Source organism: Pollutimonas bauzanensis (assembly GCF_900129885.1).
Classification (GTDB): Bacteria; Pseudomonadota; Gammaproteobacteria; order Burkholderiales; family Burkholderiaceae_B; genus Pollutimonas; species Pollutimonas bauzanensis.
Window position 1 is genome coordinate 355,036 of record NZ_FQXE01000005.1, and the last position, 23,466, is coordinate 378,501.

Consider the following 23,466-nt stretch of genomic DNA (forward strand, 5'->3'; position numbering starts at 1 on the left):
GCTTGCGACCTGACCAACATGGCCTTCAACGATCTGGCAATCAACTTCGGGCGCAGCTTTCTGTTTGCCCTGGCGACCTTGCTGCCCATCCTCAATCCGCCCGCGGTGGCGCCGATCTTCCTGACGCTGACCGAAGGCGCCAGCGCCAATGCGCGCAGCCTGCTCGCCCAGCGGGTCGCGGTCAATATCTGCGTCATGCTGGCGATCGCCATGATAGCCGGCAACCTGGTCCTGGATTTTTTCGGAATATCGCTGCCCATCATCCGGGTGGGCGGCGGCCTGCTGGTCGTGGCCACGGCCTGGCGGCTGGTGGGCGCCTCCGATTACGACGCCGAGCACGCCCAGAACATGGCGGAAGCCTATTCATTCGACCAGGTGCGCTCCAAGGCCTTCTACCCCCTTACCTTTCCCATGATATGCGGGCCGGGCGCCCTTTCGGCCGCGCTCACGGTGGGCGTCACCCTGCATGCGGAAGCCTCGTTCGATACGGCGGCGAACCTGGCCGGCTCGCTGATCGCCATCGGCGTCGCCTCGCTGGTCGTCTACTTCTGCCTGCGCTTTGCCGCCCAGTTCTTGCACAAGCTCGGCGCCAATGGCACCGCCGTGCTGATGCGCCTCTCGTCGTTCATCCTGCTGTGCCTGGGCGTGCAGATAGTCTGGGATGGCGCGCATCAATTATTGCTGGGCCTTCTGCGCGAAGCCGCGGCCATTTCCGGAGTCTCCCCTTGATGAATAACATCCCATCCAGGCTGCTGCATCTCATCGCCCTGCTCTGCGTGGCGGCCGTCGCGATCGCGCTGGTTTCGCAGCACGTCTTCGGCATGCAGCCCTGCGCCTGGTGCGTCCTGCAGCGCCTGGTCTTCCTGGCGATTGCCGCGGTTTGCTGGCTGGGCCTGCTGCTGGGCCGGCGGTCCGCCGTGATACGCCGGGTCGCCGCGCTGCTGGCCGCCGCGCTCAGCGCGGGCGGCGCCACCGCCGCCTGGTATCAATACACGGTGGCCGCGAATATGTTTTCCTGCGACATGACGTTTGCCGACCGATTCATGGTCAAGACCGGGCTGGACGCCCACCTGCCCTGGCTGTTCGGCATTTTCGCCTCCTGCATGGACGCCAGGGTGGATTTTTTCGGCCTGGAATATGCCTTGTGGGGGCTGGGCCTGTTCGTCGTGACAGGCATGCTGGCGCTCATCAGCGCTTTCCTGCGCTTATCGCGCGCAGCGTCTGCTGCGCGATGACCAATTCCTCATTGGTGGGCAGCACATGGACGGCGATGGGGCTGCGCGCGGCTGAAATGCACGGCGCATTGGCCTGGTTCAGCGCCTCGTCCAGTTCTATTCCCAGCCAGGCGAGGTTGCCGCAGATGGACGAGCGCGCCGGAGCGCTGTGCTCGCCTATCCCCGCGGTAAAGACCAGGGTGTCCAGACCCTTGATCGCGACGCACAAGCCGGCAATGCTCTCGGCCACGCGGTAGGCGAAATAATCCAGCGCCAACTGCGCCGACGGGGCGTCGCTGGCCTGCAGGTCGCGGATGTCCGCGCTGATTCCCGACAGGCCTTTGAGGCCCGACTCGTTGTAGAGCAGATGCTGGATTTCGTCGTGGCTCATGCCCTGCTCGAGCATCCAGAGCACCACGCCGGGATCCAGCCGGCCCGGCCGCGTGGCCATGGGCAGACCATCGAGCGCGGTAAAGCCCATCGTGCTTTCGACGCTTCTGCCGTCCAGCATGGCGCAGGCCGACGCCCCCGACCCCAGGTGCGCCGCCACCACCCTGCCCCGGGCGACCTCGGGCATGTCGCGCCGCAGCCGCTGCGCGATATAGTCGTAGGAAAGGCCGTGAAAGCCATAGCGCCGCACGCCCCGGTCGTAGAACGATTGCGGCAGCGCAAATCGTTCCACGACTTTGTCATGCGTGCGGTGGAAGGCCGTATCGAAGCACGCCACCTGCAGGATGTCCGGCCATTGTTCGTGTATGACCCGGACCGGCGCCAGGTTGTTGCGCTGGTGCAGCGGCGCCAGGGGCACCAGGGTTTCCAGATAGCGCAGGACGTCGTCGCTGACCAGCACGCTGTCGGCGAACTGCGGCCCGCCGTGCACAATGCGGTGGCCCACGGCGCGCGGCACACGATGGATCTTCGTGCCCAGCCAGTCGCCCAGCGTCTTCTGGGCGGCCGCAAGATCCGGCGCTTCGGCGGCCCGCAGGTCGCGCTGCACCAGCACCGCCTTGGCGGCGTCCCTGACGGTGAAATCCGGATGCGCGCCGCCTATGCCGGAAAGCTGCCCGCCATAGGCGAAGGACAAGGTGTCCGGCTCCCGCAGGTCGTACACATGGAACTTCAGGCTTGAACTACCGGCATTGATCACTAGCAATATATCGTGCATGGCATGGCTCCCCGCCGGCTTGGGTCTATCGATACACGCATCAAGCCGCGACCGGCTTGATGCGCCCTTGGTAATCCGCGTACAGCGCCGCCACGGCGCATGAGGCCAGGCGTGTTTCGGCGCTGTCGGCGCGGCTGGTCAGAATGATGGGCACGCGCGCGCCCAGCACGATCCCGGCGGCGTAGGCGCCGGCCAGGAAGGTCAGGTTCTTGGCCAGCATATTGCCGGCCTCCAGGTCCGGCACCACCAGCACCTGCGCGCGCCCGGCCACCTCGGACTTGATGCCCTTGATGCGCGCCGCCACGGGACTGATGGCATTATCCATCGCCAGCGGCCCATCCAGGATGCCGCCCTCGATCTGGCCGCGATCCGCCATTTTACAAAGCGCGGCGGCGTCCAGGGTGCTGGGGATTTTCCCGCTGACCTGCTCCACCGCCGAGAGAATCGCCACGCGCGGCGCCCCCAGGCCCAGGCCGATATGCAGGTCGATGACATTCCTGATGATATCGGCCTTGGTTTCCAGGTCCGGAAAAATATTGATGGCGGCGTCGGTAATGAACAAGAGCCTGGGATAGCTGGGCACATCCATGATGAATACATGGCTGATGCGCCGCTCGGTGCGCAGCCCGCCTTGGTGGCTGAGGACCGCGGACATCAGTTCGTCGGTGTGCAGGCTGCCCTTCATGAGCAGGCTGGCGCGCCCCGCCTGGACCTCGCCGACGGCCGCTTCGGCCGAAGCGTGGCTGTGGGGCGTATCGATGATGCGCACATTGTCGAGGTCCAGGCCGAATTCCTGGGCCAGCTTGCGTATGCGCAATTCCGGGCCGGCCAGCACTGGCTTGAAAATGCCCAGGCGGCCGGCTTCAAGCGCCGCCGCCAGCGAGGTTTCATCGCAGGGATGCGCCACCGCGCAAACCCGCTCGTTTACCTGCCCGGCAGCCTCGATCAATCGCTTGTAGCTTGCGGATTCGTTCATTGCACATTCCTCTTGCGTTGTTGTGGCGCTTGATGTTCCCAGCTTGCGGATCATCCCGCCCTCGGTCGATACAGGTCAAGCCATCTGGCTCAGCGTCTTGCGGAAACGGCCCAGCGCTATGGCGAAAAAAACCGAGCCTATGGCCAGGAGCGCGAGGAATTGCGGCCAGACCGCATTGAAGCCCGCGCCGCGGTACAGGATTGCCTGCCCCAGCGACACAAAATGGGTGGTGGGCGCCGCCAGCATGATGTCCTGGACGAACTGCGGCATGCTTTCGCGCGGCGTCGTGCCGCCCGAGAGCATCTGCAGGGGCAGCAATGTCAAGATCAGCAGCAGGCCGAACTGCGGCATCGTTCGCGCCAGGGTGGCCATGAATATGCCCATGGAAGTGGTGGCGAATAAATGCAGGGCGGCGCCCGTCAGGAACAGCGCTATCGAGCCTTCTATGGGCACGCGCAAGGCGCCTTGCACGACGAACAGCAGCGATAGCCCCGACGCGGCCAGCACCACCAGCCCCATGGACCAGACTTTCGACACCATGATCTCGGCCGGCGTCACCGGCATGACCAGCAGGTGCTCGATGGTGCCGTGCTCGCGCTCGCGTATCAATGCGGCGCCGGTCAGGATGATGGACAGCATGGTGATGCTGTTGATGATTTCCATGAGCGAGCCGAACCAGGAGCGCTCCAGATTGGGGTTGAAGCGCATGCGCAAAGCCAGCTCGACGGGCGCTGCGCTCGCGCCGCGGTGCCCCTGCAGAAACTCGGCGACCTCGCCCATGACTATCTGCTGGATATAGCCGCTGCCGCTGAACGCCTGGGACATGCGGGTGGCATCGACATTGAGCTGGATGTCGGGCTGCTTGCCCGCCAGCACGTCGCGCTGGAAGTCAGGCGGGATATCCAGCACGAAAGTGTAGTCGCCCGCATCCAGGCCGGCATCCATATCCGCCAGCGAGATCATCCGCGGCGGCGCAAACCGCGGTGGATAAAAGCTTCCCACGATGCGCGCCGACAGGGCGGAGCCGTCTTCGTCGACGATAGCGATGGGGGCCTTGTGCAGCGTCTCGGGCATGGCCGTGGCGGCGGCGTAGATGGAAAGAGTAAAGGTGTAGGCGATCAGGACCAGCATGATGGGATCGCGTGCCAGGCTCCATAATTCCTTGACGCCCAGGCGGAAGATGTTGGCCAGATGGGGAGGCATGGTCAGCGGTCCTGTTTCTTGAGCAAGGCGATGGCCAGGGCGAGTATCACCGGCACGGCCGCGAGCAAGGGCCAGAAGGCGCCTCCCAGGTCAAGAAAGCCCAGGGCCTTGTTGAATACGCCGCGGCTGATGATCAGGAAATAGGTGGCCGGGTATACATACCCTATGGCCGCCCCCGCCCCCTCCAGCGATGACACCGGGTTGATCATGCCCGCGAACTGCACGGCGGGCAATATGGTGCCTATCATGGTGAAGAACATGGCGGCGATCTGGCTGCGGGTGAAGCTGGACGCGAACAGGCCGAAGCCCGTCGAGAACACCACGTACAGCAGGGCCGCCAGGCTCAGCGCCGGAAAGCTGCCTTTGACCGGAACCCCGAAAACCGTGACAGACAGGCCCACCATCAACAGGAAATTCAGCATGCCGAGAATCACGTAAGGCAACTGCTTGCCAAGCAGGAATTCGGCGCGGGTCACCGGGGTCACGTAGAGGTTGATGATGGAACCGAGCTCTTTTTCCCGCACGACAGCCAGGGCGGTCAGCATGGCCGGGATCATCAGCAGCAATATGGGTATGACCGCGGGCACCATGGCCGGCAGGCTTCTCACATCGGGGTTGTAGCGGAAGCGCGTTTCGACATTGGCCGTGGCGAGCTGCTTGCCCGCGCCCAGCCGTTCAGTGGCCATGCTGGCCAGCCAGCCTTGGTGCATGCCCTGCACATAGCCTTGCACCGTTTCGGCACGGGTAGGCATGGCGCCGTCCACCCAGGCGCCGATCTGTACCTCCGCGCCTCGTTTGACATCGCGGGCGAAGCCGGGCGGGATCTCGATGGCAAGGGACAGCTCGCCGCCGCGCATGCGCCGGTCCAGGTCGGCATAATCGCTGATCGGCGGCCGTTCGATAAAATAGCGGGAACCCGACAGGTTCAGGGCATAGTTCTGGCTCAAGGTCGTCTGGTCGCGGTCGAGCACCGCGTAGGTCAGGTTCTCGACGTCCAGGGTAATGCCATAGCCCATGATGAACATCAGGATAGCCGTGCCCAGCAAGGCCAGTGTGCTGCGCACCGGATCGCGCTGCAGCTGCATGGCCTCCAGCCTGGTATAGCTCAGCGCCCTGGCCAGGCTGAAGCGGCGCGGGCCGCGGGCCGCGGGCGGCGCGTCGGGCAGGCCTGCGGCAGGCTTGCCGTTCGGCCCGGGCGCCGGCGCCGCCGATGCAGGGTCGCGCGCCGGCGGCTTTGCGCCGCCCGCCGCGCCGTCCGCCGCAACGGCTTCCTCCAGGTAGCTGATGAACGCCTGTTCGAGCGTGCCCGCGCCGCGCTTGCGCGCCAGTTCGCCGGGCGCATCGCTGACCAGCACCCGGCCGGCATGCATGAGCGATATGCGGTCGCATCGCTCGCCCTCGTTCATGAAGTGCGTGGAAATGAAAATCGTGACCTTGTCCTTGCGCGCCAGATCTATCATCAACTGCCAGAATATATCGCGGGCTATCGGGTCCACGCCCGAGGTGGGCTCGTCCAGTATCAGCAGCTCCGGCCCATGCACCACAGCCACCGCCAGCGACAAGCGCTGGCGCATGCCCATGGGCAGGCTGTTGGGCAAGGCATCGACGGCATCGCCCAGCCCGAAGCGCTCGACCATGGCCTCGACCCTGGCGGCAATATCGGCCTCGGGCACCTGGAACAGCCGCGCGTGCAGCACCAGGTTCTGGCGCACGGTCAGTTCGGCATAAAGCGAAAAGGACTGCGACATATAACCCACGCGGCGGCGCGTGGCCACGTCTTTCGGGTCGATCTCCCGGCCGAACAGCCGCGCCTTGCCCTCGCTGGCCGGCAGCAGCCCGGTGAGCATTTTCATGGTGGTGGATTTGCCGCAGCCATTGGAGCCGAGAAAGCCGAAAATCTCGCCGCGCCGTATGCGGAAATTCACGTGGTCGACCGCCACGAAATCGCCGAAGCGCATGGTCAGATCTTGCGCCTCGATGGCGATTTCATCGGCCGGGCCGTTGGCCAGCGGGGTGATGATCACCGGTTTGTGCCCGCGTTTCTTTTCGGCGGGCAGCAAGGCTATGAATGCCGCTTCCAGCGACTCCGTGCCAGTGCGCTGGTGCAGCGCCTTGGGAGCGCCGGCGGCGAGGACCCTGCCCTCGTCCATGGCGACCAGCCAGTCGAATTGGTCGGCCTCTTCCATGTAGGCCGTGGCGACCAGCACGCTCATGCCGGGGCGGGCGGCGCGTATATTCTGGATCAGGTCCCAGAATTGGCTGCGCGCCAGAGGATCCACGCCAGTGGTGGGCTCGTCCAGGATGAGCAGGACGGGATCGTGTATCAGTGCGCAGCACAGGCCCAGCTTCTGTTTCATGCCGCCGGAAAGCTTGCCGGCGGGCCGGTCCAGGAAGGCGTACATGCCGGTGCTGCGGGTAAGCTCGTCGATGCGCCGGCGGCGCTCGGCGGCATCATGTCCGAACAGGCGGCCGAAGAATTGCAGGTTCTCTTCCACCGACAGGGTGGGATAGAGGTTTTTCCCCAGCCCCTGGGGCATGTAGGCGATGTGCGGACATGCCTGGTCGCGGTGCCTCTTTTGGGCCATGTCGCCGCCCAGCACCATGACGCTGCCGTCCTGCACCGCCCGCGCGCCGGCTATCAAGGACAGCAGGCTGGACTTGCCGACGCCGTCGGGACCGATCAGCCCCACCATGAGGCCCGCGGGCAGATCGAGGCTGATGTTGTCCAGGGCCAGCGTTTTGCCGTAGCGCAAACTGACCCCGCTCAAGCTTGCTACCGTGGCGGCCATGATCACTCCGGAACTTTGATCGCCAGTTCGGCCGGCCAGGGAACTTCGGGGTCCAGACGCAGCCAGGCCATGCCCGGCAGGCCGGTCTTGACCTGCCGCAAATGCTTCTGCAGGAGATCGCGGTCGATCTGGGCCTTGACGCGAAACATCAGCTTTTGCCGTTCGCTGGCCGTTTCCACGGTCTTGGGGGTGAATTGCGCGGTACTCGCGACATAGGAAACCTTGGCCGGAATCACATACTGCGGCGCGGCATCGAGCACCAGGCGCACTTCGCTGCCCAGCGCCACCCTGCCCGCAACGGTTTCAGGCAGGAAGAAAGTCATGTAGACATCGCCAAGGTCGATGACATTGAGCACCTTGCCGCCGCTGCCCAATACCTCGCCAGGCTGCGCAATCCGGTACTGCACCCGGCCATCGCGCGGCGATTTGAGCACGCTGTCGTCGATATCGGCCTGGACCACGGCAATAGTCGCCTCGGCGGCGGTCACGGCCGAGCGCGCGCCCACTACCTGGGCCTGGGCGGCGTCTATGCCGGCCTGCGCGGCGGCGACCTGCGCCTTGGCCGCCGCCAGCACGGCTTGAGCGGCGCGCACGGCGGCGCGATCGTCGTCCAGCGTCTGCCGGGAAGCCGCGCCACCCGCTGAAAGCGTCTCCGAGCGCGCCAGGCGCTGCCTGGCCGCCTGCAGGTCGCTTTCGCGCTGGGCCACCAGCGCCAGGGCCGCCGCGTGGTCGCTTACGCGAGCGGCGACCTGCGCCAGCGCGGTGCTGACATTGTTGCCGGCCTGCATATGCCTGGCTTGCGCCTCGGCGAGCTGGGCCCGCAGCACATCGATCTGCATATACGCCAGGGGCTCTCCAGCCTTCACGAAGCTGCCTTCGTTGACCAGGATGTCCTGCACGCGCCCCGCCAGTTTGGTGGAGACGTCGATTTCCGTGGCTTCGATGCGGCCGTTGCCGCCGATGAAGCCCGCTCCCGGGCCGGCAACGCGCAGATGGCTCCAGTAGTATGCCGCCGCGGCCACGGCGACGGCCAGCGCCAGGGCGACAAGCAGCATTTTTTTCTTGAGCATGGCGATAATGGAAGACCTGTTCATATCAATTGGACCCCGTTGAGGCCGGATCCGGCGCCGCGGCGATTCCCCGCGCCCCGCCGCCCAGCGCCGCGTAGAGGCTGACGCGGCTGGTCAGCCTGGCGCGGCGGATTTGCACCAGTTCCTGCTGGGCCGACAGCAAGTCGCGCTGGGCATCCAGGACTTCAAGGTAGGCGGCCGCGCCGCTGTCATAGCGCAGCTGGGCCAGGCGCAGCCGTTCGGCTTGCGCCGCCAGCGCGGCCTCCTGGTAGCGCACTTGCCGGTCCAGCCACTGCCGCGCGGCCAGGGCGTCGGACACTTCGCGAAAAGCCGTCTGTATGGTTCTTTCGTAGTTCACCACGGCCATCTCGCGGCGCACCTGCGCCAGGTCCAGGCTGGCCCTGTTGCGGCCCGCGTCGAAAATCGGCAGGGAAATGCTGGGCGTGAAAGACCAGGCGCCGCTGCCGGAGCCGAACAGCCCGCCAAGCTCGGCGCTGGCGCTGCCCAGCGACCCCGTCAACGCGACACGCGGAAAGAATGCGGCGCGCGCGGCGCCGATATTCGCATTGGCGGCTTTGAGCTGCTGCTCCGCGGCAATGATGTCGGGCCTGTCCACCAATAAATCGGAAGGCAGGCCGGCGCGCACTTCGCCCAGCAAGCTGTCATCGTCCATGCCCCCGCCCGCCGCGGCCAGGTCGACCTGGCCGCCGGCCAGCAGCGTCAAAGCGTGGACCTGGCGGGCGCGGGCCTGTTCGAGCTCGGCGCCCAGCGCCTGCGCCTGGGTAAGCAGAGTTTCGACCTGGACGACATCCAGGCGGGACGTCGCGCCGGCGGCATAGCGCCGCCTGAACAAGCCCAGGGTAGCGTCGCGCGCGGCGATGGCTTGCCTGGTCAGCGCGATGCGCTCGTCGAGTTCGAGCAGCACCAGGTAGTCATTGGCGACCTGGGCGATCAAGCCGGTCGTGGCGGCCCGGCGCGCCGAGTCGCTGGCCAGGAAGCTTTCCAGGGCGGCATCCTTGAGGTTGCGCACGCGCCCCCAGAAATCGATTTCCCAGCTGGTCAGGTTCAGTCCCGCCTGGTATTGGCCCGCGGTGCGCGCCTGCCCGGTAAGGCTCAGGTCTTCCGGAGTCCGGGAGCGTGTGGCGCTGGCTCCCGCATCGATCGCCGGGAACTGATCGGCCCGCCGTATGCCATACAGGGCCCGCGCTTCTTCGACCTTCAGCACGGCCGTGCGCAGGTCGCGGTTATTGTCCAGCGCCTGGGCTATCAGGGCTTGCAGACGGGTATCCAGAAAATAGTCACGCCAGACCGTATCTGCCGCGGATTTTCCAGGCGCGGCGGCGCCATCGGCGCCGGGGTATGCCGGCGCCACCGGCATGGGCGGCTGCTCATATGGCGGCGCCAGCGACATGCAGCCGCTCGATGCCAGCGCCATGAGAAAACATGACGATATCGCGCGAAATCGGCACCAAAACATATCGTTCAGCCGCATAAATATACCGATCAGTATCGTTATCATGACTTTATCACGCAGGGCAATCCATATAACTGGACACCGCAAAAACTATTGATTTAAATCAAATAAACGCAGGTGCAGCAAAAAACCGCGAGACCGCCATGGAACTGCTGTGCCATCATACCAACAGCAGCATCAGCCCGCCCTAGCGGCTTGCCTTTAAATCAAGTTGCGGCCTGTTCCCGTGCTCTATCTTCAACGATAAACACTCGGAAATTGCGAATATGATACGTCGCCATAGCACAGCACAGCCATCCGCCGAGATCACGTGGCACGCCCTTCCCGTCTACGACGTCCTGGAGCAGACCCGCTCCAGCGCCAATGGGCTGCAGGAAGGCGAGGCCCAGCGCCGCCTGGCGCTGCACGGGCTCAACCAGCTGGCGCCGGCCAAGCGCCGCGGGCCTCTGCGCCGCCTGCTGGTGCAGTTCCATAATGTATTGCTCTATGTGATGCTGGCGGCATCGGCGATCACCGCCATGCTTGGGCATTGGGTCGATACCGGCGTTCTGCTGGCGGCCGTGGTGCTCAACGCCATCATCGGCTTCATCCAGGAGGGCAAGGCGGAATCGGCGCTGGACGCCATACACACCATGCTGGCGCCGCGGGCCACGGTGGTCCGCAATGGCCGCCGCTATGAAATCGATGCCAGCTCGCTGGCGCCCGGGGACTTGGTCGCGCTCGGCTCCGGGGATCGCGTTCCCGCCGACCTGCGCCTCATCGCCGCCAAGGATTTTCACGTCGAAGAGGCGGCTCTCACAGGCGAATCGCTGCCTGTCGAGAAAGGCACCGAGCCCGTCGCGGCCGATGCCCCGCTGGGCGACCGCAACTGCATGGCCTTCATGGGAACCGTCGCGCTGACCGGCCAGGCCAGCGGGATAGTCATCGCCACCGGCGCGGACACCGAGATAGGCAGGATCAATCAATTGCTGGCGGGCATTCAAAGCGTCACGACCCCGCTGATGCGCCACATCAACCGGTTTTCGTACTGGCTGGCGCTGGTCATACTGGCGATCGCCGTGGTGATCTTCCTGTTCGGCACGCTGGTGCGCGGCGAGTCCGCCGTCGCCATGTTCACGATGGTGGTCGCGCTGGTGGCGTCCGCCATCCCCGAGGGGCTGCCCGCCATCATGACCGTGACGCTGGCCCTGGGGGTGCAGCGGATGGCCAGGCAGAAAGCCATCGTGCGCCGCCTGCCCGCGGTCGAGACGCTGGGCTCGGTCACCGTCATCTGCACCGATAAAACCGGCACCCTGACGCGCAATGAAATGACCGTGCAGCGGGTCATTTGCGCCGGGCAGGCATTCGACGTCAGCGGCGTGGGTTATGGCAGCGCGGGGGAATTCAGCAGCGGCGGGCGCATCGTCGACGCCGCCAGCCACCCCGTGCTGGCGCGAGCCATCCAGGCCGGCGTCCTGTGCAACGACGCCAGCCTGCGCCAGGAAGGCAAGCATTGGCTGCCGGGCGGCGACCCCACCGAAGTGGCGCTGCTCACGCTAGGCCATAAAGCCGGCCTGGCGCCAGAGCCTGAAAACGCCGCCATGCCGCGGCTGGACTCCATCCCTTTCGAGTCGGCCAACCGCTACATGGCGACGCTGCATCGCGATGCGCAAGGCCAGCCGTGGATCTTGCTCAAAGGCGCGCCCGAGCAGATACTCGATCTCTGCGACTGGCAATTGACCGACGCCGGCCAGGCGCCGCTGCAAGTCGATTACTGGCGGCGCATGGCGACCGACACCGCCGCGCGCGGGCTGCGTGTGCTCGCCCTGGCCTCCAAAAGCGCCGCGCCGCGCCACGCCTGCCTGGATGCCGAGGACATCCAGGCGGGCTTCACGCTGCTCGCCCTGGTCGGCATCGTGGACCTGCCGCGCGAAGAAGCGGTCCGGTCCGTGCATGCCTGCCATCAGGCCGGGATACGCGTCAAGATGATTACCGGCGACCACGCCGACACGGCGCGCGCGATAGGCGCGCAGCTGGACATAGGCGTGGGCAAGCCGGCCATCACCGGCGCGGAAATCGCCATCATGGACGACGCCGCGCTGAGCCGGGTGGTCTGCGACATCGATGTCTTCGCCCGGGCCAGCCCGGAGCACAAGCTGCGCCTGGTCCGGGCCCTGCAGGCGGACGGGCAGGTCGTGGCGATGACCGGCGACGGCGTCAATGACGCTCCGGCCCTCAAGCGCGCCGATGTGGGCATCTCCATGGGCCTGAAAGGCACCGAAGCGGCCAAGCAGGCCTCCGACATGGTCCTGGCCGACGACAATTTCGCCACCATAGCGATTGCGGTGCGCGAAGGCCGGGCGGTCTACGACAACATCAAGAAATTCATCCTCTTCATGCTGCCGACCAACGGCGGCGAAGCGCTGATCGTCATCGCCGCGCTTTTTTCGGGCCTGGCCCTGCCTCTGACGCCCGCGCAGGTGCTGTGGATCAATATGGTCACCGCCGGCACGCTGGGCGTGGCCCTGGCGTTCGAGCCGCCCGAGCGCGGCATCATGAAGCGCCAGCCACGCCCGGCCCAGGCCCCCTTGCTGTCGGCTTTCTTTGTATGGCGCATCGTATTCGTCTCGGTACTGATGATGGCCGGCGGGCTGGGCCTTTTCCTTTGGGAAGTGGGCAACGGCGCCAGCCCGGCCAGCGCGCGCACCATTGTCGTCAATGCGGTGGTCGTCAGCGAAATGTTCTACCTGCTCTGCAGCCGCTATATCACGGCCTCGGTCCTGAACCGCGAGGGCCTGACAGGCAATCCCTACGTGCTTTGGGCGATAGCCGGCTGCGCGGCTTTGCAACTGATATATACCCATGCGCCTTTCATGCAGGCCATTTTCGGCTCGTCCGATCTGACGCCCGCGGAATGGCTCAAGGTCCTGGGCGCGGGGCTGGCTGTGTTCCTGTGTTCAGAACTGGAAAAACTGCTGTTGAGGCTGCAGCGGCACCGCCGCGGCGCGATTCACTCCGGAGCCCGACCATGAATATCCATTCCCTCTTCCCTGCCAACGCCACCGAACAGATGGATCAGCGGCTGCACGCCACGGTGGCGCGCGCGACTTCCTCGGTGTCGCCCACGCTGGTGCTGCTCAGCTACATCGACTGGGCCACCCACCTCGCGGCGGCGCCCGGCAAGCGCCTGGACCTCCTGCAATTGGCGATAGGCCAGAGCCTGTTGCTGTCCCAATACCTGGAGGGCAGCGCCATGGCGCGCCTGGCGCACATGCCGGGCCAGGAGCCCGCGCCCAATCCCGTCAAGCCGCCCGAATCCGACTGGCGCTTCAACGCGCCGGAATGGCAGGCCTGGCCTTACAACCTGCTGCACCAGTCCTACCTGCTGTCCGAGCAGTGGTGGAACGCCGCCACCAGCGACATATACGGCGTATCGCCCCACCATGCGAAGGTGGTGGGCTTCGCCGCCCAGGAACTGCTCAAGCTGTTTTCGCCGCGCAACTTCCTGGCCACGAATCCGCAGGCGCTCCATCGCACGGTCAAGGAAGGCGGCGCCAACCTTTTGCGCGGAGGCCTCTATGCCCTGGACGACATGATGCGCCAGGCCAGGGGCGCCCCGAAATTCGGCGCGGAAAATTTTGCGGTGGGGCGCAATCTCGCCGTGACCCCGGGCCAGGTCATCCTGAAAAACGACTTGATGGAACTGATCCAGTACACGCCCACGACGGCGCAAGTGCATCCCGAGCCGGTGCTGATCATCCCCGCCTGGATCATGAAGTACTACATCCTGGACCTTTCGCCGCACAATTCGCTGATCAAATACCTGGTCGGCAAGGGCCATACGGTATTCTGCATTTCCTGGAAGAATCCGGGCGTCGCCGAGCGCGATCTGGGCATGGACGACTACCTGTCTCGCGGTTTCCACGCAGCCCTGGCCGCGGTCAACGCCGTCGTGCCGGAGCGCAAGGTTCACGCGCTGGGCTATTGCCTGGGAGGCACCCTGCTGAGCATCGCCGCCGCCGCCATGGCGCGCGACGATGACGACAGGCTGGCCTCGATCTCGATGCTGGCGGCGCAGACCGACTTCAGCGAGCCCGGCGACTTGTCCCTGTTCATAGACCATAGCCAGGTGGCGCTGCTGGAAGCCCAGATGTCGGATACCGGCTACCTGACCACCGAGCAGATGGCCGGCGCATTCCAGCTATTGCGTTCGGACTACTTGCTGTGGTCGCACCTGATCGAGACCTATATGATGGGCGAACGCCAGCCCATGAGCGACCTGATGGCCTGGAATGCCGACGCCACCCGCATGCCCGCGCGCATGCATTCGCAATACCTGCGCCGCCTCTTCCTGGACAACGACCTGGCGGACGGGCGCTATCCCGTGGGCGGCAAACCCGTGGCGCTGACCGATATCCGGCTGCCTATTTTCTGCCTGGGCACAGTCACCGACCATGTCGCCCCCTGGCGCTCGGTGTACAAGATACACCTGCTGACGGCGGCGGAAATCACTTTCGTCCTGACCAACGGCGGGCATAACGCCGGCGTGGTCAACGAGCCGGGCCACCGCCATCGCAAGTTCCAGAGCCTGACCCGCCGCGCCTGCGACAGCTACCTGGGGCCCGACGAATGGCTGGAAATGGCGCCCGAACAAGCGGGCTCCTGGTGGCCAAGCTGGATAGCCTGGCTCAAGGCGCGCTCGTCGGCGCCCGCGGCGCCGCCCCCCATGGGCGCGCCCAAACAGGGTTATGCCGCAATCGGCCCGGCGCCCGGCCGCTATGTACTGGAAAAATAACAGGAGCATCATCATGTCTATCGCTCGTACTGCGCTCATCACCGGCGGCCTAGGCTGCCTCGGAACCGCCATCGCCCAAGCCCTGCACGACGCGGGCCATGCGGTATTGCTCACGCACTCTCCCGGCCGCCAGGACGTCAAGGCGTGGCTGGACGGCCATGCCCAGGCCGGATACCGCTACGCCGCCTATCCGGTGGACGTCGCCGACTACGATTCCTGCGCGGCGTGCGCCGACCGCATCCACGGCGACGGGCACCAGGTCGATATCCTGATCAACAATGCGGGCATCACCCGCGACTCGACGTTGCGCAAGCTGTCCCGGGTCGATTGGGACATCGTCATGCGCACCAACCTGGATTCGATGTTCAACATGACCAAGCCCTTCTGCGAGGGCATGGTCGAACGCGGCTGGGGCCGCATCGTGAATATTTCATCGGTCAATGGCAGCAAGGGTGCTTTCGGCCAGAGCAATTATTCGGCGGCGAAATCGGGCATTTATGGCTTCACAAAATCGCTGGCGCTGGAAGTGGCGCGCAAGGGCGTGACGGTAAACGCGGTTTCGCCGGGCTATCTGGATAGCGCCATGGTGGCCAAAGTGCCCAAGGACGTGCTGGAGTCCCAGATCATTTCGCAGATTCCCGTGGGACGCCTCGGGCAGCCATCCGAGATCGCCGCGCTGGTGGCGTTCGTCTGCAGCGAGCCGGCGGCTTTCATGACCGGGGCGAACCTCGCCATGAACGGCGGCCAGCATATGTACTGAGGCGCCTGGGCCCGAGTCCAACGGGCGTCCGGGCGCTTGGCGCTACCAACTGCGCACCCGGCCGGTATCGATATGCACGAACTGGTCGTGGGGATAGAATCCTACGCCTCCGGCCTGCAGGGACAAGGCCGCGTCGCGCAGTTCCGCCAGCGGCACGCCCGGCAGGCGCACGTCGATCGCCTTGCCGTCCATGTGCAGGCTGTGCTTGGCCACCCCTCCGCCGCGCGTGGCGCGCAGCCGGTTGTTGGTCGTCGGGCAGCGGTAGCCGGAAATCACCTGGTAGGCGCCCTGCGTGCTCAAGGCCAGCGTTATGCGATGCAGGATATCGAACAGATGCGGGTCTATCCTGCCCACATCGCCGGTGTAGTGGTCGCGCAAAAAGCGGTTCAGGCGGCCCAGCGCCTGCGGCACATAGTTGTTTCCGCTGGCATAGACCAGGGAGACTTTTTCATGGGTATGCGTATGGTCCAGCGTCAGGCTGCGCGGCTCCAGCCCGGCGAAGGCACGCGAGGCGAACGGCAGGCTGGCGCCGGCAACGGCAATATTGGCGGAATGACGCAGAAACAGGCGGCGGGAAGGCGTGAATGAATGGCTCATGATGAGATAGGATAGTCAGCCATGGCTTGCCCAATGCCGCCGTTCTGGCCAACAGAGACAGCGGCGGCGGCCCGTGCGCGCTGGCGCAGCGCTTTGTCGAGCCAGGCATCGTGGTCGTAGAGGTCTGGAAAAAAATAAACCTTACCACTTTTGACGACCACGGTGTTGTAAGCAATCAATACGGGGACCGGCTTGTCCAGGCGTATGGTTTTCGACTTGCCGCTGGCCATGGCTGCGCGTATCCGCTCTTCGGTCCATTGCGGTTCGTCGTAAAGAACGAATTGCGCCAGCGCCACGGGGCTTTCAACCCGTATGCAGCCGTGGCTGAAGTCGCGCCGGTAGCGGTCGAAAAGCTGCGGCGCGGGCGTATGGTGCAAATAGATGTTCATGTCATTGGGGAAAATGAACTTGATATCGCCCAGGGCGTTGCGCCGGCCTGGACGCTGGCGTATGCGCAACTGTCCGCGCTGCGCCGCATCCAGGTTTTCGCCGGACAGGCCGGGCAGCACCTGTCCCTGCGGCGTGACGAACTCGAAGCCCTGCTGCTCGAAATAGCCGGGATCGCGGCGCAGCCGCGGTATGATTTCGCCGCGCGCAATGGAAGACGGCACGTTCCAGTAGGGGCTGAACTCGATAAAGCGCATGTCTTCCTGGAATATGGGCGTGCGGGTATTGAGCGCGCGGCCGACGATGATCCTCATCTCCACCTTCACATCCGGCTGGCCATCGCGCACTTCATAGGCTCGCAGCACGAACTCGGGAATATTCACCACTATCATGCGCGGCGCCTGGGTCAGCGGCGTCCAGCGCAAGCGCTCGAGAGTCAGTTCTATCTGTCTGAGGCGCTGGGCGGGGGCGATCTCCAGCTGCTTGAATGTGGCGGCGCCCAGCACGCCATCGGGCAGCAGCCCATGGCGCTCCTGAAATGCCCTGACGCCATCTATGACGGCGCCTTCATAATATTGCGTCGCCGGCGACGACGGCTGTGGCTGTGGCTGTGGCTGTGGCTGTGGCTGTGGCTGTGGCGGCAGGTCGCCCAGCGCGACCAGCCTGCGCGTCAGGAGATCCATGCCGGCGTAGGCTTGCCCGGCCTCGAGTTTTTTCCCGGGCAGCGGGGCCAGCGGCATTTGCCAGGCTGGATGCCCCAGCAGCCCGCGGTATCGGGCCAGCGCCGCGCGCAGGCTGTCGTACTGGGCCAGGCGCGGCGCCGCCAGGCGCACGGCCTCGGGCAGCCTGTCATGGGCCACGGCATCGTCCAGGTAGGCTGGCGCATTGAAATAATCGAGCTGCGGGAGCTTGAAGTAGCGGTGAATCTGGCTTGCATCCAGCCTGCCGCTATGCAGATCGGCCAAGTAGCGCTGCATGGATGCCGTGAGCGCCATGTCGAGCTGCGCCAGCGCGCCGGCGGGCAGGACTGCCCCGGCCGCCGCGAGGCTCAGTTGTTCCTGCAGGCGCGCGGCATCGTAATCCTGCGGCGACAGGCCTTCGGTGGCGGCATTGCCCAATACCTCTATGGCCTGGGCGGCCTGCGGAGTCGGCCTGCCGTCGCTGAACCACAGCAAGGCCTGCTGCGCCGAGGCGCTGGCGGCATACCCCGCCACCAGCAGCGCCAGCAACAAAGGGCGGATCCAGCCGCGGATCCTGACTATACGGCTTGGTGGTGCCATGCGGTTCATCCTTGGGGTGAACGGCGAACTTTCCCGCCCTACTGCTCTTCGTTGCTGGTGGCCATTTCGCCCGCCACCGGACGCATGCCGCGCGTAAGGCTCAGGCGTTCGAGGTAGGCGGCATCGATATCGCCGGTCACGTAGCGCCCGTTGAAACACGATGATTCGAAGTCCCGCATGGCAGGGTTCAGGTCGCGGATGGATCGTTCCAGGTCCGCCAGTTCCTGGTAGACCAGGCCGTCGGCGCCGATTTCGCGCGCGATCTGCTCGGTATCGCGGCCGGTGGCGATCAGCTCGGTCTGGGTCGGCATGTCTATGCCATAGACATTGGGAAAGCGCACCGCCGGCGCGGCCGAGGCAAAATAGACCTTGTTGGCGCCCGCCGCGCGGGCCATGTCGACGATTTCCCGGCTGGTGGTGCCGCGCACGATGGAATCATCCACCAGCAATACATTCTTGCCGCGGAATTCCATGTCGATGGCGCTGAGCTTCTGGCGCACCGACTTCTTGCGCACGGCCTGGCCCGGCATGATGAAAGTCCGGCCGACATAGCGGTTCTTGATGAAGCCTTCGCGATAGCTCAGGTCCAGCCTCGCGGCCAACTGCATGGCCGACGGCCGGGATGAGTCCGGGATGGGCATGACGACATCGATCTCGCCCAGGCGCAGGGACTTGGCGACATTGTCGCCGAGGTTCACACCCATGTTCAGGCGCGCGTCATAGATGGATACGCCGTTCATGAGGGAATCGGGCCGCGCGAAGTACACGTATTCGAAGACACAGGGCGTCAGAGCCGGATTCTCGGCGCACTGGCGGCTGACCATGTTGCCGTCCAGATCGATGAAAACCGCCTCGCCCGGCTCGATGTCGCGCACCAGCGTAAAGCCGCAGCCGGTCAGGGCGACCGACTCGGAAGCCACCATCCATTCCGTGCCGCTGTCGGTTTCGACCGAGCCCAGGCACAAGGGGCGTATGCCGAAGGGGTCGCGAAACGCCACCATGCCGTAGTTGGCGATCTGCGCGATGACGGCATAGGCGCCCTTGGCGCGCCTGTGCACGGACGTCACGGCGGTGAAAATGGCATTCTCATCGAGCGAGCCGCCATTGGCCGCCAATTGCAGTTCGTGGGCGAAGACATTGAGCAGCACTTCGGAATCCGAATTGGTATTGATATGGCGCCGATCCACGCGGAACAGCGCTTCGCGCAGCTCGCGCCAATTGGTCAGATTGCCGTTGTGAACGAAGGTGATGCCGAAGGGAGCGTTCACATAGAAAGGCTGCGCCTCGTCCACGCTGTCGCTGGAGCCGGCGGTCGGATAGCGCACCTGCCCCAGCCCGCTATTGCCGGGCAGCGAGCGCATATTGCGAGTGCGGAAGACGTCGCGCACCAGGCCATGCGCCTTGTACATATTGAAAAACTGCTCGTGCGACGTGGCAATGCCCGCGGCATCCTGGCCGCGATGCTGCAGCAACAGCAGGCTGTCGTAAATCAATTGATTTACGGGGCCGGATCCTGCGACCCCAACTATTCCACACATGTTTATATTCCTGTGAATATGATCAATACGGTAACCAAGAAGACAAGGAAGGCGGCAGCAATAGCTTGATCTGCTGTATGCCTTGTATCGTCGCGCGGGACAATTTGGCGTCCTGCCACCATGGCTCCTTGGGCAGATCGGTATAGCCGGCCAGGGCGACCAGCGCCAGCACCACCAGTGTGCCGCGCAACAAGCCGAACAGGGCGCCAAGGCCATGGTCGGCCGGCGTCAGGCCGGTCTTCGCTATCAGGGTGGCCAGGGTGATGTTGAGCAGCCCCACCAGCAACAGCACGATTATGAATACAGCCCCGTAGGCCAGCGCGGTGCGCAGCAGCGAGTTATCGATATAAGGGGCCAGCCAGATGGAAACGGTGGGCCCCCACCAGATACCCGCCAGAAAGGCGACGACATAGGCAATAAGGGAAAGGACTTCCTTGACCAGGCCGCGCAGCAGCCCGAGCAGTGCCGACACTCCAAGGATAGCCAGCACGATATAGTCGAAGCTTGTCACTTAGTCGAGATGAATCCGTTGTCGTAACCGAGCGCGCGCAGGCGGGCTTGCGCAGCCTGCGCGGCGTCGCGCGTGGGGAATGGCCCGACGCGCAAGCGGTAGGTGGTTTTCCCGCCGGAGACTGCATTTTCCACGTAGGCGTTGGTGACGCCGGACGACACCAGCCGGTCGCGGCGGGTCTGGGCGTCCTTGTCGTTGGTGTAGGCTGCGATCTGCAAGATGAAATTGCCCTTGGCGGCGGGCGCCGGGGCTTTTTTGCCCGGACTGCGGCCCTCGAGCAAGGCGATCGCCACCGAGCCGTCGTCGGTACGGTCGGCCGCCGGCTTGGGCTCGTGCTTGGCGGCGGGTTTTTCGGCGGCTTTGGGCTTGGGTTCTGCGACGGGCTCGGGCTCGGGCGCCGGCGGCGGGGCGCCGGTGTCGGGCGGCAGCGGCGCATCGGCGGCCGGGTCCGGCGCGGCGGCATCGGCGCCGGCTTCAGGCGCCGGGGCAACGCCGCCCGGGGCTGTGGCATCGGGTTCCGCGGGCGCCTGGGCAATATTGGCGTCGGGCGCCGGCGGCGGGACTATGGCAGGCACCACCACCGGCGTGCTGACCTGGTCCGGCGGCACGGACGAGTCGAACAGCATGGGCACAATGATGACGGCGGCCAGCACGAGCGCCAGCGCGCCTATCAGGCGGCGCCGGGCGCGGCCGCGCAGATCGCTGGCTTGCGATTCGCTGGACGCGGAGCGACGCCCGGATCCAGCGGCAGACTCGTTACGAGAGAACAATCCCATTGAGCAAAAACCTATTTTGGTGAACCAGCCCGGCCGCCAGGCCGGTTTGAACTATACGACCTTGCGTCCTAACTCGTTGAGTACCGGGCCAACTGTCGAAAAAGAGCCGAACACGAGGATTCTATCATTCTCGCCGGCTTGTTTTCGAGCTTCTGTAAAGGCCTGTACCGGATTAACAAAGCTTGTAACGGTTACGGCGTCGTCGGCCGCCGGGGAAACGATGGCGGGCCGCACGCCCGGTTTGCGGGCAAGCGCCGCGTCCCCGCCGGCCGCCACGCGGCTGACTTCGCGGCTGCGGTTCTCGAAAGTGGTTTTCCCTGTGGCGGACTTTACCACTTGGCGCACTATCCCGGCGAGTTCCTCGCCCGACAGCCCGCGCGCGCCTTCGGTGCCGGCGCAGTACCAGTGGTCGACCCGGGTGGCCAGCTTGGCGACTACCCCGGCCACGTCCTTGTCGTTCAACATGCCTATGACGGCATGGGTGTAGGGGAAATAGGCCATGCCGTCGAGGTTTTGCCCCAGGGCCGCGGCGGCGTGGGGGTTATGCGCGACATCCAGGACTATGGTCGGGCTGCCGGGAAGGATCTGCAGGCGGCCCGGCAAGGATACCTGCGCCAATCCGATGCGCACGGCCTGCTGGGGCACGGCCAACTGCGGGCGCAAGGCCTCGAGCGCCGCCAGGGCGGCGGTGGCGTTGAGCAGCTGGTTGGCGCCGCGCAAGGCCGGGTAGGCAAGGCCGCTGCGGCGCTGCGAGCGGCCGCCATAAGCCCATTGCAGGCGATCGCCGGAGTAGTTGAAGTCTTTGCCGAACAGCCACAGGTCCGCGCCGATTTCGGCGGCGTAGTCGATCAGGGTTTGGGGGGGAATCGGGTCGGCGCAGATGGCGGGCCGACCCGGCCGGAAGATATGCGCTTTTTCCCGGCCGATTTTTTCGCGGGTGTCGCCGAGGTAGTCGGTATGGTCGATGTCTATGCTGGTGATGACGGCGCAGTCGGCATCGACCATGTTGACGGCGTCGAGGCGCCCGCCCAGGCCGATTTCGAGCACGGCGACGTCGAGTTTTTGCTTTTCGAACAGCATCAGCGCGGCCAGCGTGGTGTATTCGAAGTAGCTCAGGGTGATGTCGCCCCGGGTGGCTTCGATTTGCTGGAACTGTTCGATGATTTGCTGGTCGCTGGCAAGCTCGCCGTTGACGCGGATGCGCTCGTTGAAGTCGACGAGGTGGGGCGATGTGTACAAGCCTACTTTATATCCCGATGCGAGCAGGATGGCTTCGAGCATGGCGCAGGTGGAGCCTTTGCCGTTGGTGCCGCCGACGGTTATTTTGACGAAGGGGTATTTCAGGTCCAGCTTGGCGGCAACGGCCCGGATGCGGTCGAGGCCCAGATCTATGGAGACGCGGTGCAGGGTTTCCAGATAATCCAGCCAATCCTGCAATGTGGCAGTATTGCCGGGTACGAGACGAGACATGATGAACGCTTATAGAAGTGCTGACGGCAGGCGCTAATAGTAGCATTTTGTACGGGGCGATCCTTGGGAAGGCTGCGGCCGCGCAGGGGTATTCGGCGCGGGTTCTGGCGGCGATGGTTCTTCTTTGCACGCCGCTATGCTGATGTCAAATCTTTCTTAACACGCCGCTGTCGCGCATCGGTGATTATTTTTAACACGTTGCTTGGCTGTTGGGGGGTGTTCTTAACACGCCGCTTGGCTGTTGGGGGGTGTTCTTAACACGCCGCTGCCGCGGTGGGGGAAGGTAGCGGTCCGCGTTGCCTGGTCCGCCGCCCAGCGCGGCGGACCCCGCCTCGCCTCGCTCGTCCGCGCCTGCGCGCTGCCTTCGCGTCCGGCTTGCTCGGCCCCGGACGGACCGCTACCTTCCCCCACCGCGCCAACGACTGCATCCCAGGTTTTGTACCTCTGCTGGGACGGGCTGGGTGCTTGGCATTCTTGCTGCGGTTCTGGCTGGCAAGAAAGAGGTCTGGCGCTCGCCCGGCGCGGGCCGCCAGCCGGCCCGCTTGGGCATAGGGGCTGGTCCGGCCACGGACGGTGACCAGCCTGCGGTGTCGTATTTCGTATTGCGTCAAGCCTATGCATTCACGGTTCGTATATTGATGGCTCGTACAGGATGATTCCATGCCAATCGAATTCGTCAATCAAATCTGTCAATCAAATCCGTCGATCTGATTTCGTTGATCTGATTTCGTTGATCTGATTTCGTTGATCTGATTTCGTTGATCTGATTTCGTTGACTCTGATTTCGTTGACTCTGATTTCGTTGATCTGATTTCGTTGATCTGATTTCGTCGATCTGATTTCGTTGAAGGACGCGATTCCTTGAGTCAACGAGTCATCCATAGATGGCTTCCATAAGACAATTCCCTATCGAAGGAATTTCGTAAATCAGAGCTCGTTGACGGCTCGCGATTCGTCGGTCGCACTAGCTAATTCTCATAGGTCGCGTTAGCGATAAAGCGACTTGCCTTTCCACATCAAAGCAGCAATCCAATTAACGATCCAACGATCAAATAAATATAAGCGAGCCTCAAATCCAGCATAGGCAAGCCTCAAATCCAGCATAGGCAAGCCTCAAATCCAGCAGCCTCTCAACCCACCAGCCCGTATGCCAAAAAGGCGATCCGGCGGGGATCGACTTTTTGGCGGCCCTGCAAAGTCTTCGGCCAGCAACCGCCACCACAGAAAAATGCCAAGCACCCTACCCATCCCAGCGGCCTGACAAACCAACGCTACGCAGTGGGTCGGGTCCTGGGGGCCTTGTGGCGCGACGTCCGGGGCCGAGCCAGCCGGTAGCGAAGGTAGCCCCGGACGGGGCGGACGAGCTAGGCGGGGCGGTGTCCAGCGCGCAGGCGCTGGACCGGCAACGCGTCGCAGAACAAGGCCACCAGGAACCGGCACACGTCTTAAGAACAAACCACACGCCTTAAAAACGAACCACAC

17 protein-coding genes are annotated in these 23,466 nt (G+C 64.5%); 5 read left to right on the forward strand and 12 right to left on the reverse strand.

The features are described 5' to 3' along the window. Positions 1 to 18 precede the first annotated feature (18 nt). Both BUB23_RS12155 and BUB23_RS12160 read left to right on the forward strand, forming a co-directional pair. Complete coding sequence (locus BUB23_RS12155; RefSeq protein WP_073103377.1) at positions 19 to 729, forward strand: MarC family protein; 711 nt, start codon at positions 19 to 21, stop codon at positions 727 to 729. Continuing rightward, positions 729 to 1,235: a disulfide bond formation protein B gene (locus BUB23_RS12160; protein WP_073103378.1), complete on the forward strand. Its 507-nt coding sequence runs from the start codon at positions 729 to 731 to the stop codon at positions 1,233 to 1,235. Before BUB23_RS12155 ends, BUB23_RS12160 begins: the two co-directional genes overlap by 1 nt. Here BUB23_RS12160 and BUB23_RS12165 read toward each other — a convergent pair. The 6 genes from BUB23_RS12165 to BUB23_RS12190 all read right to left on the reverse strand — a co-directional run bounded on the left by BUB23_RS12165 (position 1,189) and on the right by BUB23_RS12190 (position 9,852). Beyond that, a complete protein-coding gene (locus tag BUB23_RS12165) occupies positions 1,189 to 2,379 on the reverse strand; it encodes an acetate/propionate family kinase (RefSeq protein WP_073103379.1) in 1,191 nt (396 codons plus the stop codon). The two genes, BUB23_RS12160 and BUB23_RS12165, sit on opposite strands and share 47 nt — an antisense overlap. Positions 2,380 to 2,419: 40 nt before the next feature. Further along, positions 2,420 to 3,355 carry a phosphate acetyltransferase gene (locus BUB23_RS12170; protein WP_245801243.1) on the reverse strand — a complete coding sequence of 312 codons (936 nt, stop codon included), beginning with the start codon at positions 3,353 to 3,355 and terminating at the stop codon, positions 2,420 to 2,422. Positions 3,356 to 3,430: 75 nt separating this feature from the next. Then, entirely contained in the window at positions 3,431 to 4,558 is a 1,128-nt protein-coding gene (locus BUB23_RS12175) for an ABC transporter permease (protein ID WP_073103381.1), read from the reverse strand. A 2-nt stretch (positions 4,559 to 4,560) separates the two neighbouring features. Then, positions 4,561 to 7,347: a ribosome-associated ATPase/putative transporter RbbA gene (rbbA, locus tag BUB23_RS12180; RefSeq protein ID WP_073103382.1), complete on the reverse strand. Its 2,787-nt coding sequence runs from the start codon at positions 7,345 to 7,347 to the stop codon at positions 4,561 to 4,563. Positions 7,348 to 7,349: 2 nt separating this feature from the next. Continuing rightward, positions 7,350 to 8,417, reverse strand: coding sequence for an HlyD family secretion protein (locus BUB23_RS12185; RefSeq protein ID WP_073103429.1), 1,068 nt, complete (start codon positions 8,415 to 8,417; stop codon positions 7,350 to 7,352). Between the two features lie 25 nt (positions 8,418 to 8,442). After that, positions 8,443 to 9,852, reverse strand: a complete 1,410-nt coding sequence (locus BUB23_RS12190; RefSeq protein WP_245801244.1) for an efflux transporter outer membrane subunit — start codon at positions 9,850 to 9,852, stop codon at positions 8,443 to 8,445. 305 nt (positions 9,853 to 10,157) lie between these two features. On the opposite strand from BUB23_RS12190, the gene BUB23_RS12195 reads away from it, so the two are divergent. Genes BUB23_RS12195 through phbB form a run of 3 tightly spaced genes read left to right on the forward strand, consistent with a single transcriptional unit; the run spans position 10,158 to position 15,425 of the window. Continuing rightward, positions 10,158 to 12,902 (forward strand): cation-transporting P-type ATPase, encoded by a 2,745-nt coding sequence (locus tag BUB23_RS12195; protein WP_073103383.1) that lies wholly within the window; start codon positions 10,158 to 10,160, stop codon positions 12,900 to 12,902. Further along, on the forward strand, positions 12,899 to 14,665 hold the full coding sequence (locus tag BUB23_RS12200) for a PHA/PHB synthase family protein (protein WP_073103384.1): 1,767 nt from the start codon (positions 12,899 to 12,901) through the stop codon (positions 14,663 to 14,665). The genes BUB23_RS12195 and BUB23_RS12200 overlap by 4 nt, the downstream gene beginning before the upstream one ends. Positions 14,666 to 14,678: 13 nt before the next feature. After that, entirely contained in the window at positions 14,679 to 15,425 is a 747-nt protein-coding gene (gene phbB / locus BUB23_RS12205) for an acetoacetyl-CoA reductase (RefSeq protein ID WP_218598965.1), read from the forward strand. A 42-nt stretch (positions 15,426 to 15,467) separates the two neighbouring features. Here phbB and mepK read toward each other — a convergent pair whose 3' ends face one another. The 6 genes from mepK to folC are packed head-to-tail and all read right to left on the reverse strand — an operon-like array spanning position 15,468 to position 21,984. Further along, positions 15,468 to 16,022 (reverse strand): peptidoglycan L,D-endopeptidase MepK, encoded by a 555-nt coding sequence (mepK, locus tag BUB23_RS12210; protein ID WP_073103385.1) that lies wholly within the window; start codon positions 16,020 to 16,022, stop codon positions 15,468 to 15,470. Continuing rightward, the gene (locus BUB23_RS12215; RefSeq protein ID WP_143160960.1) at positions 16,019 to 17,689 is read right to left on the reverse strand and encodes a L,D-transpeptidase family protein; all 1,671 of its coding nucleotides are present in this window, start codon (positions 17,687 to 17,689) and stop codon (positions 16,019 to 16,021) included. Before BUB23_RS12215 ends, mepK begins: the two co-directional genes overlap by 4 nt. Before the next feature lie 38 nt (positions 17,690 to 17,727). Then, positions 17,728 to 19,227 (reverse strand): amidophosphoribosyltransferase, encoded by a 1,500-nt coding sequence (gene purF, locus BUB23_RS12220; protein WP_073103387.1) that lies wholly within the window; start codon positions 19,225 to 19,227, stop codon positions 17,728 to 17,730. Between the two features lie 22 nt (positions 19,228 to 19,249). Continuing rightward, entirely contained in the window at positions 19,250 to 19,738 is a 489-nt protein-coding gene (locus BUB23_RS12225; RefSeq protein ID WP_073103388.1) for a CvpA family protein, read from the reverse strand. After that, positions 19,735 to 20,514: an SPOR domain-containing protein gene (locus BUB23_RS12230; RefSeq protein ID WP_073103389.1), complete on the reverse strand. Its 780-nt coding sequence runs from the start codon at positions 20,512 to 20,514 to the stop codon at positions 19,735 to 19,737. The genes BUB23_RS12225 and BUB23_RS12230 overlap by 4 nt, the downstream gene beginning before the upstream one ends. A gap of 51 nt (positions 20,515 to 20,565) precedes the next feature. Further along, the gene (gene folC / locus BUB23_RS12235; RefSeq protein ID WP_073103390.1) at positions 20,566 to 21,984 is read right to left on the reverse strand and encodes a bifunctional tetrahydrofolate synthase/dihydrofolate synthase; all 1,419 of its coding nucleotides are present in this window, start codon (positions 21,982 to 21,984) and stop codon (positions 20,566 to 20,568) included. Positions 21,985 to 23,466 lie beyond the last annotated feature (1,482 nt).

What these genes read in the sequence shown, in the direction of transcription:
- rbbA (WP_073103382.1), bottom strand. Translation starts at nt 7,347, where the DNA reads ATGGCCGCCACGGTAGCAAGCTTGAGCGGGGTCAGTTTGCGCTACGGC.
- BUB23_RS12215 (WP_143160960.1), bottom strand. Translation starts at nt 17,689, where the DNA reads ATGGCACCACCAAGCCGTATAGTCAGGATCCGCGGCTGGATCCGCCCT.
- BUB23_RS12155 (WP_073103377.1), top strand. Translation starts at nt 19, where the DNA reads ATGGCCTTCAACGATCTGGCAATCAACTTCGGGCGCAGCTTTCTGTTT.
- BUB23_RS12195 (WP_073103383.1), top strand. Translation starts at nt 10,158, where the DNA reads ATGATACGTCGCCATAGCACAGCACAGCCATCCGCCGAGATCACGTGG.
- BUB23_RS12200 (WP_073103384.1), top strand. Translation starts at nt 12,899, where the DNA reads ATGAATATCCATTCCCTCTTCCCTGCCAACGCCACCGAACAGATGGAT.
- BUB23_RS12190 (WP_245801244.1), bottom strand. Translation starts at nt 9,852, where the DNA reads ATGGCGCTGGCATCGAGCGGCTGCATGTCGCTGGCGCCGCCATATGAG.
- BUB23_RS12230 (WP_073103389.1), bottom strand. Translation starts at nt 20,514, where the DNA reads ATGGGATTGTTCTCTCGTAACGAGTCTGCCGCTGGATCCGGGCGTCGC.
- BUB23_RS12170 (WP_245801243.1), bottom strand. Translation starts at nt 3,355, where the DNA reads ATGAACGAATCCGCAAGCTACAAGCGATTGATCGAGGCTGCCGGGCAG.
- BUB23_RS12160 (WP_073103378.1), top strand. Translation starts at nt 729, where the DNA reads ATGAATAACATCCCATCCAGGCTGCTGCATCTCATCGCCCTGCTCTGC.
- BUB23_RS12165 (WP_073103379.1), bottom strand. Translation starts at nt 2,379, where the DNA reads ATGCACGATATATTGCTAGTGATCAATGCCGGTAGTTCAAGCCTGAAG.
- BUB23_RS12185 (WP_073103429.1), bottom strand. Translation starts at nt 8,417, where the DNA reads ATGCTCAAGAAAAAAATGCTGCTTGTCGCCCTGGCGCTGGCCGTCGCC.
- phbB (WP_218598965.1), top strand. Translation starts at nt 14,679, where the DNA reads ATGTCTATCGCTCGTACTGCGCTCATCACCGGCGGCCTAGGCTGCCTC.
- mepK (WP_073103385.1), bottom strand. Translation starts at nt 16,022, where the DNA reads ATGAGCCATTCATTCACGCCTTCCCGCCGCCTGTTTCTGCGTCATTCC.
- purF (WP_073103387.1), bottom strand. Translation starts at nt 19,227, where the DNA reads ATGTGTGGAATAGTTGGGGTCGCAGGATCCGGCCCCGTAAATCAATTG.
- folC (WP_073103390.1), bottom strand. Translation starts at nt 21,984, where the DNA reads ATGTCTCGTCTCGTACCCGGCAATACTGCCACATTGCAGGATTGGCTG.
- BUB23_RS12175 (WP_073103381.1), bottom strand. Translation starts at nt 4,558, where the DNA reads ATGCCTCCCCATCTGGCCAACATCTTCCGCCTGGGCGTCAAGGAATTA.